The organism is Frateuria terrea (assembly GCF_900115705.1).
In the GTDB taxonomy this organism is placed as follows: domain Bacteria; phylum Pseudomonadota; class Gammaproteobacteria; order Xanthomonadales; family Rhodanobacteraceae; genus Frateuria_A; species Frateuria_A terrea.
The window spans coordinates 136,604-149,401 of the sequence record NZ_FOXL01000005.1 but is presented as its reverse complement, the minus strand read 5'-3'; the positions used below and the strand labels follow the sequence as shown (position 1 = coordinate 149,401).

The 12,798-nt window shown below is 62.6% G+C and carries 28 protein-coding genes and 1 pseudogene; 3 read left to right on the top strand and 26 right to left on the bottom strand.

All coding sequences use genetic code 11. The annotated features are described in order from the left end of the window. The first annotated feature begins 89 nt into the window (after nucleotides 1-89). Together ispH and BMZ38_RS09860 are read left to right on the top strand one after the other, a co-directional pair. On the top strand, nucleotides 90-1,052 hold the full coding sequence (gene ispH, locus BMZ38_RS09865; protein WP_091336910.1) for a 4-hydroxy-3-methylbut-2-enyl diphosphate reductase: 963 nt from the start codon (nucleotides 90-92) through the stop codon (nucleotides 1,050-1,052). A 184-nt stretch (nucleotides 1,053-1,236) separates the two neighbouring features. After that, nucleotides 1,237-2,250: a tyrosine-type recombinase/integrase gene (locus BMZ38_RS09860; protein ID WP_245747346.1), complete on the top strand. Its 1,014-nt coding sequence runs from the start codon at nucleotides 1,237-1,239 to the stop codon at nucleotides 2,248-2,250. Here BMZ38_RS09860 and BMZ38_RS17960 read toward each other — a convergent pair. The 26 genes and pseudogenes from BMZ38_RS17960 to BMZ38_RS09750 all read right to left on the bottom strand — a co-directional run bounded on the left by BMZ38_RS17960 (nucleotide 2,234) and on the right by BMZ38_RS09750 (nucleotide 12,345). Next, nucleotides 2,234-2,485: a hypothetical protein gene (locus BMZ38_RS17960; RefSeq protein WP_245747347.1), complete on the bottom strand. Its 252-nt coding sequence runs from the start codon at nucleotides 2,483-2,485 to the stop codon at nucleotides 2,234-2,236. The genes BMZ38_RS09860 and BMZ38_RS17960 overlap by 17 nt on opposite strands. 15 nt (nucleotides 2,486-2,500) lie before the next feature. Next, nucleotides 2,501-2,689 (bottom strand): annotated as a pseudogene (locus BMZ38_RS18205) (HNH endonuclease signature motif containing protein); the annotation flags it as partial. Between the two features lie 99 nt (nucleotides 2,690-2,788). Next, a complete protein-coding gene (locus BMZ38_RS09850) occupies nucleotides 2,789-3,043 on the bottom strand; it encodes a helix-turn-helix transcriptional regulator (protein WP_217638768.1) in 255 nt (84 codons plus the stop codon). After that, a complete protein-coding gene (locus tag BMZ38_RS09845) occupies nucleotides 3,043-3,237 on the bottom strand; it encodes a hypothetical protein (protein ID WP_091336903.1) in 195 nt (64 codons plus the stop codon). Before BMZ38_RS09845 ends, BMZ38_RS09850 begins: the two co-directional genes overlap by 1 nt. Next, nucleotides 3,234-3,491, bottom strand: a complete 258-nt coding sequence (locus tag BMZ38_RS09840; RefSeq protein ID WP_091336902.1) for a hypothetical protein — start codon at nucleotides 3,489-3,491, stop codon at nucleotides 3,234-3,236. The genes BMZ38_RS09845 and BMZ38_RS09840 overlap by 4 nt, the downstream gene beginning before the upstream one ends. After that, nucleotides 3,488-3,790, bottom strand: coding sequence for a hypothetical protein (locus BMZ38_RS09835; RefSeq protein ID WP_091462172.1), 303 nt, complete (start codon nucleotides 3,788-3,790; stop codon nucleotides 3,488-3,490). The genes BMZ38_RS09840 and BMZ38_RS09835 overlap by 4 nt, the downstream gene beginning before the upstream one ends. Nucleotides 3,791-3,794: 4 nt before the next feature. Then, complete coding sequence (locus tag BMZ38_RS09830) at nucleotides 3,795-4,103, bottom strand: hypothetical protein (RefSeq protein WP_091336895.1); 309 nt, start codon at nucleotides 4,101-4,103, stop codon at nucleotides 3,795-3,797. Next, complete coding sequence (locus BMZ38_RS09825; RefSeq protein WP_091336893.1) at nucleotides 4,090-4,302, bottom strand: DUF551 domain-containing protein; 213 nt, start codon at nucleotides 4,300-4,302, stop codon at nucleotides 4,090-4,092. The genes BMZ38_RS09830 and BMZ38_RS09825 overlap by 14 nt, the downstream gene beginning before the upstream one ends. Before the next feature lie 251 nt (nucleotides 4,303-4,553). Then, the gene (locus BMZ38_RS09820; RefSeq protein ID WP_091336891.1) at nucleotides 4,554-4,955 is read right to left on the bottom strand and encodes a hypothetical protein; all 402 of its coding nucleotides are present in this window, start codon (nucleotides 4,953-4,955) and stop codon (nucleotides 4,554-4,556) included. 133 nt (nucleotides 4,956-5,088) lie between these two features. After that, a complete protein-coding gene (locus BMZ38_RS09815; protein ID WP_091336889.1) occupies nucleotides 5,089-5,448 on the bottom strand; it encodes a Lar family restriction alleviation protein in 360 nt (119 codons plus the stop codon). Next, a complete protein-coding gene (locus tag BMZ38_RS09810; RefSeq protein ID WP_091336887.1) occupies nucleotides 5,445-6,191 on the bottom strand; it encodes a hypothetical protein in 747 nt (248 codons plus the stop codon). Before BMZ38_RS09810 ends, BMZ38_RS09815 begins: the two co-directional genes overlap by 4 nt. 2 nt (nucleotides 6,192-6,193) lie before the next feature. Then, on the bottom strand, nucleotides 6,194-6,526 hold the full coding sequence (locus tag BMZ38_RS09805; protein WP_139202469.1) for a hypothetical protein: 333 nt from the start codon (nucleotides 6,524-6,526) through the stop codon (nucleotides 6,194-6,196). A 23-nt stretch (nucleotides 6,527-6,549) separates the two neighbouring features. Continuing rightward, the gene (locus tag BMZ38_RS09800) at nucleotides 6,550-6,777 is read right to left on the bottom strand and encodes a hypothetical protein (RefSeq protein WP_091336883.1); all 228 of its coding nucleotides are present in this window, start codon (nucleotides 6,775-6,777) and stop codon (nucleotides 6,550-6,552) included. Nucleotides 6,778-6,787: 10 nt separating this feature from the next. Further along, complete coding sequence (locus BMZ38_RS09795) at nucleotides 6,788-7,051, bottom strand: hypothetical protein (RefSeq protein ID WP_091336881.1); 264 nt, start codon at nucleotides 7,049-7,051, stop codon at nucleotides 6,788-6,790. Nucleotides 7,052-7,053: 2 nt separating this feature from the next. Then, nucleotides 7,054-7,671, bottom strand: coding sequence for a lambda exonuclease family protein (locus BMZ38_RS09790; RefSeq protein ID WP_091336880.1), 618 nt, complete (start codon nucleotides 7,669-7,671; stop codon nucleotides 7,054-7,056). Then, nucleotides 7,671-8,531, bottom strand: a complete 861-nt coding sequence (locus tag BMZ38_RS09785; protein WP_091336878.1) for a hypothetical protein — start codon at nucleotides 8,529-8,531, stop codon at nucleotides 7,671-7,673. Before BMZ38_RS09785 ends, BMZ38_RS09790 begins: the two co-directional genes overlap by 1 nt. Before the next feature lie 9 nt (nucleotides 8,532-8,540). Next, nucleotides 8,541-9,503, bottom strand: a complete 963-nt coding sequence (locus BMZ38_RS09780) for a hypothetical protein (RefSeq protein WP_091336876.1) — start codon at nucleotides 9,501-9,503, stop codon at nucleotides 8,541-8,543. A 109-nt stretch (nucleotides 9,504-9,612) separates the two neighbouring features. Further along, complete coding sequence (locus BMZ38_RS09775) at nucleotides 9,613-10,035, bottom strand: hypothetical protein (protein ID WP_091336874.1); 423 nt, start codon at nucleotides 10,033-10,035, stop codon at nucleotides 9,613-9,615. Nucleotides 10,036-10,049: 14 nt separating this feature from the next. Next, a complete protein-coding gene (locus tag BMZ38_RS17785; RefSeq protein WP_175483827.1) occupies nucleotides 10,050-10,226 on the bottom strand; it encodes a hypothetical protein in 177 nt (58 codons plus the stop codon). Further along, on the bottom strand, nucleotides 10,223-10,678 hold the full coding sequence (locus BMZ38_RS09770; RefSeq protein WP_091336872.1) for a hypothetical protein: 456 nt from the start codon (nucleotides 10,676-10,678) through the stop codon (nucleotides 10,223-10,225). Before BMZ38_RS09770 ends, BMZ38_RS17785 begins: the two co-directional genes overlap by 4 nt. Then, nucleotides 10,675-10,842 carry a hypothetical protein gene (locus BMZ38_RS17780; protein ID WP_175483828.1) on the bottom strand — a complete coding sequence of 56 codons (168 nt, stop codon included), beginning with the start codon at nucleotides 10,840-10,842 and terminating at the stop codon, nucleotides 10,675-10,677. The genes BMZ38_RS09770 and BMZ38_RS17780 overlap by 4 nt, the downstream gene beginning before the upstream one ends. A gap of 3 nt (nucleotides 10,843-10,845) precedes the next feature. After that, nucleotides 10,846-11,250 (bottom strand): hypothetical protein, encoded by a 405-nt coding sequence (locus tag BMZ38_RS09765; protein ID WP_091336866.1) that lies wholly within the window; start codon nucleotides 11,248-11,250, stop codon nucleotides 10,846-10,848. Continuing rightward, complete coding sequence (locus BMZ38_RS17575) at nucleotides 11,247-11,543, bottom strand: hypothetical protein (protein WP_139202470.1); 297 nt, start codon at nucleotides 11,541-11,543, stop codon at nucleotides 11,247-11,249. Before BMZ38_RS17575 ends, BMZ38_RS09765 begins: the two co-directional genes overlap by 4 nt. Beyond that, nucleotides 11,540-11,836 (bottom strand): hypothetical protein, encoded by a 297-nt coding sequence (locus BMZ38_RS09760; RefSeq protein ID WP_091336865.1) that lies wholly within the window; start codon nucleotides 11,834-11,836, stop codon nucleotides 11,540-11,542. The genes BMZ38_RS17575 and BMZ38_RS09760 overlap by 4 nt, the downstream gene beginning before the upstream one ends. Next, nucleotides 11,833-12,093, bottom strand: coding sequence for a hypothetical protein (locus BMZ38_RS09755; RefSeq protein ID WP_091336863.1), 261 nt, complete (start codon nucleotides 12,091-12,093; stop codon nucleotides 11,833-11,835). Before BMZ38_RS09755 ends, BMZ38_RS09760 begins: the two co-directional genes overlap by 4 nt. 42 nt (nucleotides 12,094-12,135) lie before the next feature. Next, the gene (locus BMZ38_RS09750) at nucleotides 12,136-12,345 is read right to left on the bottom strand and encodes a hypothetical protein (RefSeq protein ID WP_091336862.1); all 210 of its coding nucleotides are present in this window, start codon (nucleotides 12,343-12,345) and stop codon (nucleotides 12,136-12,138) included. Nucleotides 12,346-12,520: 175 nt separating this feature from the next. Here BMZ38_RS09750 and BMZ38_RS09745 point away from each other — a divergent pair, with 175 nt between their 5' ends. Beyond that, nucleotides 12,521-12,751, top strand: a complete 231-nt coding sequence (locus BMZ38_RS09745; RefSeq protein WP_091337456.1) for a hypothetical protein — start codon at nucleotides 12,521-12,523, stop codon at nucleotides 12,749-12,751. Nucleotides 12,752-12,798: the final 47 nt, after the last annotated feature.

Here is a 12,798-nt window from a genome sequence, read left to right as displayed (position 1 = left end):
GCGGCAGTTGCAGGAGCGCGTCCGTGCATGACCGCAGCGGTCGAGCGCAGGCATCTGCTGCAGTACTCCGTCACTTCTGCGAAACGCCCATGGACATCCTGCTCGCCAATCCCCGCGGCTTCTGCGCTGGCGTCGATCGCGCCATCGCCATCGTCGAGCGCGCGCTGGAGTCGTACGGCGCGCCGATCTACGTACGCCACGAAGTGGTGCACAACCGCTACGTGGTGGAGAAGCTGCGCGCCGACGGCGCCATCTTCGTCGAGGAACTGCACGAGGTGCCTGATGGCGCCACGGTGATCTTCAGCGCGCACGGCGTGTCCCAGGCCGTGCGAGAAGAAGCGGGTCAGCGCGCGCTGAAGGTGTTCGACGCCACTTGCCCGCTGGTCACCAAGGTGCACATGGAAGTCGCGCGGCTGGGCCGCACCGGGCGCAGCGTGGTGCTGATCGGGCATGCCGGCCATCCGGAAGTCGAAGGCACCATGGGCCAGTGGAACCCGGCCAACAGCGGCGAGATCCTGCTGGTCGAGTCGGTGGAGGACGTGGCTTTGCTCGCGCCGCGCTTTCCGCACCAGCTGTCCTACGTCACCCAGACCACGCTTTCGGTGGACGACACCAAGGCGATCATCACCGCGCTGCGCGAGCGCTTTCCCGATATCGAGGGTCCGCGCAAGGACGACATCTGCTACGCCACGCAGAACCGCCAGGACGCCGTGCGCCGGTTGGCCGAAGCGGTTGACCTGGTGCTGGTGGTCGGCTCGGTCAACAGCTCCAACTCCAACCGCCTGCGCGAGCTGGCGGAGAAGCACGGCGTTCGGGCCTTCCTGATCGACGGCGCCGAGCACATCGACCACGCCTGGATGGAGGGCGTCGCCCGCATCGGCATCACCGCGGGGGCGTCGGCGCCGGACAAGCTGGTACGCGATGTGATTGCCCGGCTGCAATCCTGGGGCGCCGGCGAAGTACGCGAGCTGCAGGGGGAGGCCGAAACCATCACCTTCGCGCTGCCGCGCGAACTGCGCCTGGACGGCGGCAGCGTGCCTGCCAGCCTGTGACGCGAGGCGGTGCCCGCAAAAAAAGGCCCGCTTGCGCGGGCCTTTTTCGTATCTGGTGCCGGAAATAGGCAATGTTGGCGTTTTGCGCTGTCGCCCGATAGGCGTGCGTGTCGCCACCAAAGCCGCATGGTTGAGCCATCCGTGACGGGTAGCGATATGCACTATCGCCCCACTAGGATGCGCGTTGCCCTATCATCGTTACGCCAAAATTACACCAACGGCGGCGATGGCTACCTTCCAGAAACGTGGCAAGAAGTGGCGGGCTCAGGTATACGTCGAAGGCGTGCGCGAGTCTGGCACATTCGATACCAAGGCGCAGGCAGCGGCATGGGCGGTTGAACGGGAGGCCCAGCTATCCGGCAAGAAGCTCCCGGACAAGAACATGGCGGACGCTTTCGAGCGCTACCGCGATGAGGTCTCAAAAGGGAAGGGCGGGGAGAAATGGGAGCGCACCCGCCTGGACGCGATGGCGAAGATGCCGATAGCTAAGCGTCCGATGGCGACTCTAGCGCCCACGGACATTGCCGACTGGCGAGACTTGCGCCTCAAGTCGGTGACGCCGGCCACGGTGCTACGGGAAATGAACCTTCTGCGCTCGGTGATCGAGGTTTCGCGCAGGGATTGGGGCTGGATCAAGTCCAACCCGCTCAAGGACGTGCGCAAGCCCAAGGCACCGCCAAGCCGTAAGCGCAGGGTGTCGGATGACGAGATTGATAGGCTCTCGACCGCGCTAGGTCTGCATGACGGCCTCTCTGCGGCCACCGCGAAGCAGAGGACGGGCCTAGCCTTCCTGTTCGCTCTGGAAACCGCCTGTAGGGCCGGGGAGATAGTCGGGCTGACGTGGAAGCACGTCCACCTGAAAGACTGCTACATCCACCTGCCGAAGACCAAGAACGGCGAGGCGCGGGACGTTCCGCTGTCCACGCGTGCCGTTGAAATCCTTTCTGTACTGCCAAGAGACACCGCAACGGTGTTCGACCTGCACCCGCCGACGCGGGACTCGCTATTCCGCAAGGCGCGGCAAGCGGCAGGACTTGGCGACCTTCACTTCCATGACAGCAGGGCAGAGGCCATCTGGCGGCTGTCCAAGAAGCTCGACGTGCTTGAGCTGGCCCGTGTCATCGGGCACAAGGATTTGAAGTCACTTCTTCTTTATTACAATACTTCCGCCAGCGATCTAGCTAAACGCTTGGGCTGACATGAGCCCATACCTTTCGCTTTTTGATCATCGAAATGATCGTTTGCGAAACACCGAACCGCTCGGCCAAACGAACATTTTTCTCGCTTGATCGTAGTATTTCAATGACGTCAGCCTCTTCCAGCTTTGAGTTACCGTTGTTACTTCCTTGCACTTCTTTGCGCCTTCCTTTTGCCCAATGGGCGTCACCGATCGGGTAAGACTTTCCCTTCTTTGTCCTGCCCTTGGAGGCCATGTCCGCCATATTCTGCTGATGCGACCCAATGAAAAGATGACTCGGATTGAAGCACCCTGGGTTGTCGCATGTGTGGCAGACGCACATCCCATCCGGTATTGGGCCTTTAGCTATCTCGAACGATGCCCTGTGCGCATACGCAAGCTTGGTGGAATTGTCTTCCCTATATGTAAGCTGCCCGTATCCCGCTCTTGTCTTTGACATAGGCCATTCCCAACACGCCGAAGTATCGGAAAACAAGGCCAGCTTGTCCTTTACGCGGACATATGTAGAGTCTGAATACATAGGAGTTATTATAACACGCTAAGCGGCTCGGTTGACCTTCTGGCGCTCGGCCCACTGGTCTACCTCGGACTTCTTCCAGAGCTTCGTCGTGCCAAGGATGCGCGACGGTGCCGGAAAGTCAGGCCGACAGGCGATCTTTTCCAGGAACGTGCGTCGCGCGATCCCGCCAAGGAACACCGCGCAGGAATCCGCCGACAACCAGCGATCGCCAGCCACAAGGGCCGCGATCAGCTCGACGGTGTTGTCCTTCTTGTCTTCGTTCTCAGCGCCCATCACTCGACCTCTTGCTCTTTCTTGTTCGGCCAAACGACCGGATAGCCCAACAGTTCGCCCAACTCGCACATGGCAATCTGCGAGTGGTAGCGGCCTTTGACGGTGAACAGCTTGCGGGCTGCTTTCATCGCGGCGGCTGGCAGGCAGTCGGCGCAATGCTTCACCTCCACCTCGTGCTTGCAAATCGGAGTCATCCCCTTTCCTCCCCCATCCAGCCGGCCAGGATTTCGGCGGCGCGTTCCAGCGTGCTTTGCAGGTAGTGCTCTGCGGTTTGGTCAGCGGCGTATTCCAGAGAGCTATACCGCTTGCGGCAATCGACCATCGCCTGCAACAGCGCGTGTGCTGCCATAGCGTCGTGTTCTACGGTTGGATACGTGCTGGTGTTTAGCTCAATATCGAATAGCTCCATGCGGCTACCAACCCTTCGCATCTCCGTCCTCAGCTTCATCCCTCGCCCTCCTGTGTGGCGGCGTTGATCTGGTCTGCGCACAGCTTGAAGGCGCCGCGCTCGAAGCTGTTGCCGCTGACGCGCTCTAAGACTCGCCAGTTCCCGACCACTTCGCGGATCACCGCCGCATCCCTCTCCGCCGCCTCAAGCCGCTTCGCCATGTCGGCTAGGGTGGACTGCAAGCGCTCGATGCATTCGGCACCGAAGATGCAGGCGTTACCCCAGCCAGCATGTCCCTCAAGCGCGATCCCAGCAGCCGCATCACGCAGCCACTTCACCTCATCCAGCTCTGCAAGCATGGGGTCAGCCACGGCTGTTCTCCGAAAGGTGGGCGTCTACACGCTGCAAAACGTCAAATGCGTTAGGGCCGCGCGTCTCGTTGATGCGCAGACGAAGCTCCCGCAGCAGCGCCTCGGCAGCTATACGCCTGCGCTGTTCACGGTCGAACATGCGCCCGCGCTCTTCGCTGCGTTTCTGCTCGAACTCCACCTCCGCCTCACGGGCCAGCAGGTGGGCGCGGATGGTCTGCCACTTCAGTAGATCGAAGTTGTGATAGTTGAGTATCAGGTCGTCCAGATACTCCACCGCCTTCCTCACCTCATCGGGCAGCATCGGGGGTGTCCTCCTGTGGGGCGTCGGGTAACGGGTGCCAGTGCGTAACGGCCTGCTTTGGGTACAGGTCGCCGCGTTCGTTGTAGAACCAGCCACCGTCGTAAGACGCCACAGTGAGAATCCGCTGGCCGAGATGCGGGTGAAAGGCGAGGAACATGCCGCATTTCGGGTCGAGCGTTTCGATTGGTTGCCAGCCCATCTCACCCCTCCTTCCCGTTGGCGTTGGGGAGGGCGGCGGTGCTTGGCCGAGAGCGACGCTCAGCCATTTCCATGGCAAGGCGCGCTATCTCTGTCGTTGTTGTCGTCAACGCGAATACGCACATCCACATCAAGCCCTTCGACGTGTACTAGCGGTGCAGCAGGACAGCGGCCAAACTGTCCAATCGGCTTGGCGGGTCTTGGTGTTCTCGGCGAGTGGACGGGTGGCCGATTACGAATGATCCATTCCATCTATTTTTCCTCCCCGATGGCGTCAGCTAGCTTGTCGGCACAAGCGAGGCGCGTAGCCCGGTGGTCGTAGAACGTTTCTTCCTTCGGCCACTTGCGCAGCTCGCGGATCACGGCATTGATCGCCCCCACATCCACCGCCTGCGCAGGCTGGGCACTCTCAGCCAGTCGGCAGTAGTGCGTGCCCTCGTCGTTAGATGCGATGTAGGGGCATTGCGCAGGCTGGGTAAGGTGGGCGTCGAGGGCGTCGGCAATACGGTCGTGTTCCTTGGACGCTTCGGACGGATAGCGGTAGAAGGGGCTTTCGTTCGGACCCGGGAACATAAGCTCCCCGCAAACGTCCATCTCACGCGCCTTTTTCCGATGCCAGTCGCGCACGGCTTCCAGCGTCATCTTCTCTCCCATCACGGCTTCTCCTGGTGGGTGGGGTGGGTGCGCTTCGGAGTGCGTGCGCGCCACAGAACAACGATCACAGCCGCAGCAAATGTGACCTTCAAGATTTGCACCAGCACCCATAGACAGATTGCAGTTGCGGCGCTCACTCTCCACCTCCCGCGCGCTGGGTGGGGAACTTGGCGAGAGTCGCTTCAAGCTGGTCTGCGCAAAACTCGCGCATCAGAACGCGGGTGGTATCCGGCGCGTTCGCTGGCATGCGCGTCCGCCATCTCTCCACCAACTCCCGCACCTCCCCGGCCAGGTCGGCGTGGGCGGCGCGGGTGTTCCATGCATCGTCTGCCTCTTGCCTGTCGAAGAAGTCATTGACGCCAGCGCCGCAGCGGCAGCGGACGTTGTAGAGCGTCACGTCGCCACTCATCCCGTGACCAGGGATCGGCTCACGTCCACAGAACGGGCACGGCAGCAACCTCGCGCGCACATCATTCACGTCATGGGCGGTCATGGCCTCACCTCTCCGCACCAGTCGCAACGCTTCCCGGCATTCTCAGGGCCTAGCCTGGAGGCCCATTTGTGGCGGCACTCCACCCCCTTCCCGCCCTCGGACGGCGCGGGAGAGGCGGCGAGCATGGCGTCGCGCACGGCCATAAGGCCGTGATACACCTGCGATTCCTCGCCGTCAGCAGGGTCAGCATCCTGACAATCAAGAAACACGCGAACGTGCCCCTCGGTTATCTCCGGCACGCGCTCGGCAGGTTCCTCGGTGCGCGTCAGTACGGTGGTACCTGGGCTTTCGTGCTTGACCCGGTATAGGCCGTCCGGCAGCTTCGACCACTGGCCGTGTTCCAGATATGCGATGCGCCACTGGATCTTTTGGGCGTCGGTGGTCAGCTCGGCAGGTTGGGCGGGCGGGGCGGGTTTCTCTGCGCCGCAGGTGGTGCACATCAGGCCGATGCGCACGTATCGCTCAATGTTCGACTCGCCGAGTTCGAGCACACGATGACGCGGCTTGTATTCCTCCTTCACGTAATCGACCCAGTCGTGGCGGCACTCATCCGCCACCGCCTCACCATCCCCCTGTGCGGCAGGCTCGGCGGACAGGGCGGCTTCAAGGGCGAAGTTCGCCATCCAGACGGCAATATCGTTGGCGAGTGGCGTGCCGTCGATGAAACGCCGCCATAGCGGGCTCGCCTCCACCTGCGCCTGCGCGCGACCGAGCAGCGTCACGAAGTTCAGTTGGTCGGTCATGTTCAGGCCCTCGGACTCGGCGGGAAGGTGTCCTCCCAAGGGCGCTTGTCCTTGAGCTTGTGTTGGAGCTGACCGATGTGTCCATCCATCGCGCGCACCAAGTCTTGAAACGTGCTGACCTGGTAGAAGGTGCAAAGCTGCGAATCGGGAACTCCGATGGCCGTGTGGCGTAGAGCAAGGCGGATTTCATCCTGCACGCCATCGAGGTGCAGAACCGCATGTGTAGCCAAATCCTGCAACGCCGCAGGGGCTGCCCCCTTGGATACTTCAGTCAGCACATGGCGAATGTTGCCGTCCAAGCGGCCGACAATCCGCTCCACCATCGCCTCACTCACCCCTCGCGTGTTCGTTGTCGTGTTCACAGCTTCACCCCTGCATTGCGGAGGGCGGTGCGGAGGCGGTCCCAGGCGTCATGCTTGCGCTCGGATATGCGGTACACCTCTTCCGCCGCCTCGAACGCCTCGGCCACGGCGGCGCGGGCATCGGCCAGAGCCAATGCCGTGCCCGGGTACTCTCCGACTTCACTAGCCGCAACCGACTCCTCCATCACCGCCAGCACATCCACCTCACTCTCTTTCGTCGTCATGGGGGTGTCCTTAGAAGGGCAGGTCTTCGGGGTCGTTGGGCGACTGAGCGGGAGCGCGGTTGCCCTGGCGCTGGCCGCGCGGCTGCTCATCCTTGGCACGCGGCTCGTTGAGGTAGGCGAATCCGTCCCAGCCAAGCGGGATCGTTTCCAGCTTGAGCATGGGGCCGTTCTTCGTTTCCATGACCACGCCCAGCTTGGCGTAGCGGTTCTTTTCGTTGCCGTCCCGGTCGGTGTACTTGCCGGTAATCGCGGTGACTTCGTATTGGATGCCCATGATTAAGCTGCCTTCTCGTTGAGGTAGGTGATGTACGTCTGCACTTCCGCCCACAGCGATTCGCAGGCAGCGGCCAGTTGTTCGATGTATGCCTCGTCGCGCTTGATGCGCTGGCGGTAGAGGCGCAGGTGTTCCGGCATACGGGGATCGAAGCTAACGAAGTCCGACCATGCGCGCCCGGTGACGAACATTTCGCCCTGAACCTGGGCGATGTGTTCCTCGGGCATCCCGTCGCGCAGCGTGGCGATGTGCACGGCGGGGTTGTTCGGGCACTTGATCTGCATCTGCCCATCACCGCCGATCAGCCCATCTGGCGAGCAACCGATGTAAGGCAACAGGGAGTGGGTCAGAAACCCTACCTGCTGCACGACTTCGCCCGTTTCGGCCTCATAGGCGACACGGGCGGCGGCCTCCACGTCGTGGCCCCAATCCAGCGGCCTGGCCTTGACCTGCTCCTTCGGCTCGCCCGTAAGCAGCTCGGCCACAATGTCCCCGATGTAGTCCTGGCGGGACTTCAGGGGCTTGCCGTCGCGCTTTCCGAACGCCATCACGTCACACATGCGGCTGGCCGTGATCTTGCCGGCGCGGGCCTGCAACCATTCGGTCGTGTTCTGATCCATTACTCGCCCTCCGCACTCTTGGCGTCAGCGGCCAGTGCGTGCTGCTTGAACTCATCCATGCGGTCAGCGATCAAGGCGCGCCGATCCTTGGAAAGGTCCTTCCACGCATCGCGGAAAGCGTCCGATCCGTTGTCGGCCACGGCCACCATGTCCGCGATGAGCGCCAGCCTTTCCGGCGTGTCCTCGGGGATCGTCTTCTGCACCGCCTGGGCACCGGGGCGGGCACGGCTGCGGACATCCTCGGCAACCTGCTCGCGAAGCTCTTCCGGCAGGTCTTCAATGTCCTGCGTGAAAATGTCCGACGCGGCGGTCACGGTCAGGATCGCGTCAACCAGCCCGCGCTTCTTCGCCATCTTGAGGATGGTGTTGCGCACGTCTGCCGGGTTGGTCCGAATCTGCTGCTGCTTCTCGACCTTGCTCTGGTACTTGCTGAACTTGATGCGACGGCGGTTTTCCGGAGTGGCATCGAACTCTTCGGGGCAGATCGGACGACGCCACGCGTACTTTTCTTCCTGGCTGCTGCACTCACCAAGGCCCGCGCCAAGCATCACGCCGGACGGAGAGACGATGCGGACCTTGACGCGGTAGTGAACCTCGCCCGGCTCGCTCAAGTCCTCTACCTCGGGATCGGCAGCGAGGCGGAACGTCGCCATCAGCTTTTCCGCGCCCGCCTTGTAGAGACTTACGGACTTGGTGCCGGGGATCGTTCCGTAATGGGTGCCGTCGAACATCACGGAGCGCATCACGTCCTGGATCAAGTTGACCTGTGCGCGCATGTCCGCTGCCGTCAGGCTCCGCTCGCCATAGACGGCCACGGCCTGCTGCGTCATCGGGACGACTTGTAGGTGCTGGTTGCTCATCTCGAATCCTCAGTATTTGATGCTGACGTGCGGCACGCTGCCGGACGCAATCAGGGTGATGACGCGCTTAGCGATTTCGGCGTCGATCCCCTCATCCGTGAGAGCGGCGAGGGCGGCGTTGTTCACCTGCTTGCGGTGTTCACGGTCAGCGGCGCGGCGGTCTTCCTCGGCCTTGATGCGCGCAGCCTCGGCAGCCTTCTTGGCTTCCTCTGCCAAGCGGACGCGCTCCTTTTCCTCGGCCTCCTGCTTAGCCTTTAGTTCGGCGCGGGCGATGGCCTCTTGCTTCTCGCGCTCGGCGCGTTCGGCAGCTTCGGCCTTCTCGCGCTCTGCCTGCTCAGCCGCGAGGCGCGCAGCCTCTTTGGCTTGGGCAGCTTCGGCCTCGGCGCGGGCGATGGCCTCCGCAGCCTCACGCTTGGCCTTTTCCTCTGCCTCCTTGCGCAACTGTTCCTCGCGGGCAATCCGGTCGCGCTCGGCCTGTTCCGCCTCCGCCTTGGCGCGGGCTTCAGCTTCGGCCTTGGCGATAGCTTCCTCGCGGGCACGAATCTCGGCCTCGCGGCGCTCCAATTCGGCGCGCGCGGCGGCTTCAGCCTCAGCCTTGGCTCGTTCCTCGGCTTCGCGCTTTTCCTGCTCGATGCGGGCCTGTTCGGCTTCCCATGCATCCAGCGGAGCGCGGATTTCATCCTTCAACGCATCCAGGTAATCGCGAGCCTTCTTGCGGGCGGCATCCACCTCGCCGGCCTGCTTCTTCCATTCGGCAACAAGGGACTTGCCGGCCTCGTCAATCGTGGTCTTGGAGCGCGCCACCTTGTAGGCAAGCGAGGCGATTTCCTTGCGCCCGCCAGCCGTGGAAACGTCCGGCACGATGGTGGCCGTTTCCTGCCGAATCTTCGCCAGCAGTTCATCAAGGTTCGGGCCTTTGAACACCTCGATGGCGTTGATGGTTTCCAGCGGGATCAGGGAACTACCGTCCATTTCAGAATCCTTTGCCGGATAGCGCCGGCTGCGCGTTGGAATAGGTTTGCCCGTTGCTGCTTCAGTGGACGGGCGGCTCACCAGGAGGCGCTAGCAGCTAGCGGGGTTGTTAGCTCATGCCGAAAACGAGGATGCCGCTCCTAGCGCCGCCGATCTGGACGTTCTTGCGGTCGGACATGTTGGGGAACACGGCAGGATCACCAGTGACCTCGCGGCCCTCGTCGTCATCGTCCGGCTCGTTGCGCGGGTCGAACCAGTTACCGCCGAAACAGGAGGCGTGAACGTCACCATCAAAGGCGTAGGCGTAGTCCGTGGTGGCGCTGGTTTCCCACGGCCACGGCCAGCCCATGGCAGGCATCGTGGCGTCCTTGCGCCCGGTGAGAAACGATTCAACGGCATCCCTGAAATCTTGCTCGTTCAGGGCACCAAGAATGGTGTCGGCAATGCCTTTGGGGTAGCCGTCCCAAGCGATGCTGCCGAGCCATTCGGCATCGTCGCCACGGCCAACGTAGAAATCTGCACGAGTGCCCATTGCTATGTCCTTTGTCAGTGCTGCGGCCTAGCCGGAACCCTCACACGCGGCTTCTGCGGCGTGCGGTGGTGGCCTTGGGCGTAGAACCTGGCCGCCCACATGGCGCGGCGCTCGTCGTTGCTCAGCGGGCGGATAGCGGCCCATGTGCGGGCGTGCATCACGAAGCCGGGGGCGTGGGTGAGGGTGGTCATGCGGTCACCTTGGTGCGCTCGGCTGCCTCGTCGAACAGGCGATTGGCGTCGTAAAACACGCTTCCGGCCGCGCTCGGGGTGGCGAGGTGCGTGTAATAGTCGTCGCCGTCGTGGTTGTAGTCCCAGCCAAGCTGGAACGACGTAATCTCGCCACTCTCATCCCTATGCACGCGGAAAAGGCTCACGTAGCTGTGGCACTCGTAGTACGGCTGAGAGTGCATGTCCCCATTGGAGTCGAATCGCGCGAAGTCGGGATGCCTCGGGTAGACGTACAAGTAGACGCACCAGCGATGCTCCTGCCCGATGACCTCGGAATAATCGCTGTTGAACTCCGGGCTCGAATGGCGCGACACCTCGACAAGGAAGTTCTTACCTTCGCGCTTCCACTTGTCGGAGTGACGCCAGCCATCCTTGGCGATGCACTCGGGATTGCGTTCGGAAACGTTGTTCACGCCGCATCTCCTTGCTCAAAAGTGCCACCGCCGACAGCTTCGCGGGGGAGTGCTTCCGCTGCCGGGGTGGCGTTGAAAAGTTCGTCAAGGGCGTTTTCGATACGCCGGTAGACGGTCAGCTTGCGAAGCTCGGCAATGACCGGATCTGTCAGGAGGTCGCACATGGCTCATTCCTCCCCATTCCAGCCGTCGAGGATTTCACGCGCGTTGTCCGTAGTCGCCTCGTCTACCGCCTGCGCGCATTGACCGGTCAGGTTCAGCAGGCAACGCAGGCTGATAATCCGGTCGGGCTGCGCCTTTTGACGCTCCATGAGCTGCGAGATGGAGCAGTCACGGGTGAACAACTGGTCGAGCATGTAGTGGGCGTTCGCCAGCGTGTCGATCTGATCCGCGAAGGCTTCCAGCGTTTCGAAGGCGTCATGCCCGCCGAACCGATCCGCCACGCTCACGACAATCTCGCGCTTCTGCTTGTCGGTGATGGACTCGAACGCCTCATCTATCGCGGAGTTGTCACAGTCGGACCCGGCCAGCAGGTAGCCGTCGTGATTGGGGATGCGGTAGGCGGCGCTCATGCCTGCTCTCCCGTGGCCTTGGCTATGGCGGCGTCAATGGCGACTTGGTACTCGTGCCCCCTACCCTTCATGGTAACCACGTAATCGCGGACCATCGTCAGCGCATCCAACAGCTCAGACGCGGCGGCGATAAGGCGGGCGTTGGCTTGGCATACATCAAGCGCGCGCATGCCATCGGAGCCGCAATCAGCGATGCGGCCATATTCGCTGCTTACCTCGGTTCCATCACAGCGCCAGTAAGGGTTGGCGGCCTTAGTGACGACGTACCACGGACCTGGCGCGTGCTTACTCATGCATGACCTCCGAAATACTGGCCGGCCAGATCGCACAGCCAAAGAACACCGAAGCCGAAGGCCAGCCACCCAGCGATGCAGGCAAAGCCCTTGGCGATGATTGAGACGGCCTCGGCCAGCATCACGGGCGGTTCATCCGTCACGTCGCAACACGCCACACCAGCCGCCTCTACCGGGCTGATGAGGGCCTGCGTCTGCTCGTACTGGCGGATGGGGTGGGTCTTATCCACCCAGCGCCTCAATCGGCGCTGCTGGGCCAAGGTCGGCACGGGCTGGTAGGGGAGGGCGGTCATGCGGCACCGCCAATGCGAGCAAGGGCTGCACGATGGCGAGCGTCGGCAGCGAGGAATCGCTTGGCCGGGCCAGCATCCATCGGACGGGTGTCGTTCTCGTCCATGCCGGCCCGAAGCTCGCGCCCCGCCTCGATCATCTCGGCCACGGCGGCGCATACAGAGCAGCGTCGGTCGTACTCAGCCCTGCCGATGTTCTTCTCGTTGCACCAAGAGGCGAGTGCTTCGACTACATCCACCCGCTGCAATTCGTTACCCATCTCACTCCCCCTTCATCGCGAGGCACTTGGCCGCGCCGGTGGTTAATGCCTGTTGGCTTCGCGCTTGATGCGCAGCGCCGTCTGCAGCGCGTCGATCAGCGCCGCGGTAGCCGCGTCGTCTTCGATGTGGATGTCTTCCAGGAGGGGAGATCCGTCGACCACGACCCCGAGCGTCACGTCGTGCTTGAACGCCTTGACGTCCAGGCACAGGGCCGGGGTTACGCGGATGGCTTCAGAGGTCCAGAGCAACATGGGGCATCTCCCTCGCCTTGCTGGCGACGGGAGTAACGATAGCACATTGCTAGCGGTACGCAATAGCGAAATGCTACCAATGGCGAAACGACGTAGTACAGTAATTGCCGCACATCGATCTCAGCCCATGCGCCAGGCGTGCGCGACCATGCCCTCAGTAGACAGGGGCAGGGCCATGAGAGAGACGATCCACGTAGTGCAGCCGTTCGATCGGCAGAAGGGCGGGTTGATCCCGCGTATGGCGGCGCAGCGCGCCACGGGACAGGAGGCCGCGAGCCTGGCTCAACGCCTGGCCGGGCAGCATGCAGGCGTCATCGCCTACAGCATGGACGTGGACGAGGAAGCAGGGGACTACGGCAATCCGCTGGTGCTGTTCACGGCGGGGGAGGTGCCTGAGTTGGCGTAGGGCACAAAAAACCCCGCCGAGGCGGGGTCCTTTGTATGCGATGGTGC

What these genes read in the sequence shown, in the direction of transcription:
- BMZ38_RS09800 (WP_091336883.1), bottom strand. Translation starts at nt 6,777, where the DNA reads ATGACGACGAAAGAGAGTGAGGTGGATGTGCTGGCGGTGATGGAGGAG.
- BMZ38_RS17575 (WP_139202470.1), bottom strand. Translation starts at nt 11,543, where the DNA reads ATGAGTAAGCACGCGCCAGGTCCGTGGTACGTCGTCACTAAGGCCGCC.
- BMZ38_RS09780 (WP_091336876.1), bottom strand. Translation starts at nt 9,503, where the DNA reads ATGGACGGTAGTTCCCTGATCCCGCTGGAAACCATCAACGCCATCGAG.
- BMZ38_RS09810 (WP_091336887.1), bottom strand. Translation starts at nt 6,191, where the DNA reads ATGACCGACCAACTGAACTTCGTGACGCTGCTCGGTCGCGCGCAGGCG.
- BMZ38_RS17960 (WP_245747347.1), bottom strand. Translation starts at nt 2,485, where the DNA reads ATGGCCTCCAAGGGCAGGACAAAGAAGGGAAAGTCTTACCCGATCGGT.
- BMZ38_RS09785 (WP_091336878.1), bottom strand. Translation starts at nt 8,531, where the DNA reads ATGAGCAACCAGCACCTACAAGTCGTCCCGATGACGCAGCAGGCCGTG.
- BMZ38_RS09745 (WP_091337456.1), top strand. Translation starts at nt 12,521, where the DNA reads ATGAGAGAGACGATCCACGTAGTGCAGCCGTTCGATCGGCAGAAGGGC.
- BMZ38_RS09755 (WP_091336863.1), bottom strand. Translation starts at nt 12,093, where the DNA reads ATGGGTAACGAATTGCAGCGGGTGGATGTAGTCGAAGCACTCGCCTCT.
- BMZ38_RS09830 (WP_091336895.1), bottom strand. Translation starts at nt 4,103, where the DNA reads ATGCTGCCCGATGAGGTGAGGAAGGCGGTGGAGTATCTGGACGACCTG.
- BMZ38_RS09820 (WP_091336891.1), bottom strand. Translation starts at nt 4,955, where the DNA reads ATGGGAGAGAAGATGACGCTGGAAGCCGTGCGCGACTGGCATCGGAAA.
- BMZ38_RS09850 (WP_217638768.1), bottom strand. Translation starts at nt 3,043, where the DNA reads ATGGGCGCTGAGAACGAAGACAAGAAGGACAACACCGTCGAGCTGATC.
- BMZ38_RS09845 (WP_091336903.1), bottom strand. Translation starts at nt 3,237, where the DNA reads ATGACTCCGATTTGCAAGCACGAGGTGGAGGTGAAGCATTGCGCCGAC.
- BMZ38_RS17780 (WP_175483828.1), bottom strand. Translation starts at nt 10,842, where the DNA reads ATGTGCGACCTCCTGACAGATCCGGTCATTGCCGAGCTTCGCAAGCTG.
- ispH (WP_091336910.1), top strand. Translation starts at nt 90, where the DNA reads ATGGACATCCTGCTCGCCAATCCCCGCGGCTTCTGCGCTGGCGTCGAT.
- BMZ38_RS09825 (WP_091336893.1), bottom strand. Translation starts at nt 4,302, where the DNA reads ATGGGCTGGCAACCAATCGAAACGCTCGACCCGAAATGCGGCATGTTC.
- BMZ38_RS09835 (WP_091462172.1), bottom strand. Translation starts at nt 3,790, where the DNA reads ATGCTTGCAGAGCTGGATGAGGTGAAGTGGCTGCGTGATGCGGCTGCT.
- BMZ38_RS09815 (WP_091336889.1), bottom strand. Translation starts at nt 5,448, where the DNA reads ATGACCGCCCATGACGTGAATGATGTGCGCGCGAGGTTGCTGCCGTGC.
- BMZ38_RS09840 (WP_091336902.1), bottom strand. Translation starts at nt 3,491, where the DNA reads ATGAAGCTGAGGACGGAGATGCGAAGGGTTGGTAGCCGCATGGAGCTA.
- BMZ38_RS09765 (WP_091336866.1), bottom strand. Translation starts at nt 11,250, where the DNA reads ATGAGCGCCGCCTACCGCATCCCCAATCACGACGGCTACCTGCTGGCC.
- BMZ38_RS17785 (WP_175483827.1), bottom strand. Translation starts at nt 10,226, where the DNA reads ATGACCACCCTCACCCACGCCCCCGGCTTCGTGATGCACGCCCGCACA.
- BMZ38_RS09775 (WP_091336874.1), bottom strand. Translation starts at nt 10,035, where the DNA reads ATGGGCACTCGTGCAGATTTCTACGTTGGCCGTGGCGACGATGCCGAA.
- BMZ38_RS09790 (WP_091336880.1), bottom strand. Translation starts at nt 7,671, where the DNA reads ATGGATCAGAACACGACCGAATGGTTGCAGGCCCGCGCCGGCAAGATC.
- BMZ38_RS09795 (WP_091336881.1), bottom strand. Translation starts at nt 7,051, where the DNA reads ATGGGCATCCAATACGAAGTCACCGCGATTACCGGCAAGTACACCGAC.
- BMZ38_RS09750 (WP_091336862.1), bottom strand. Translation starts at nt 12,345, where the DNA reads ATGTTGCTCTGGACCTCTGAAGCCATCCGCGTAACCCCGGCCCTGTGC.
- BMZ38_RS09760 (WP_091336865.1), bottom strand. Translation starts at nt 11,836, where the DNA reads ATGACCGCCCTCCCCTACCAGCCCGTGCCGACCTTGGCCCAGCAGCGC.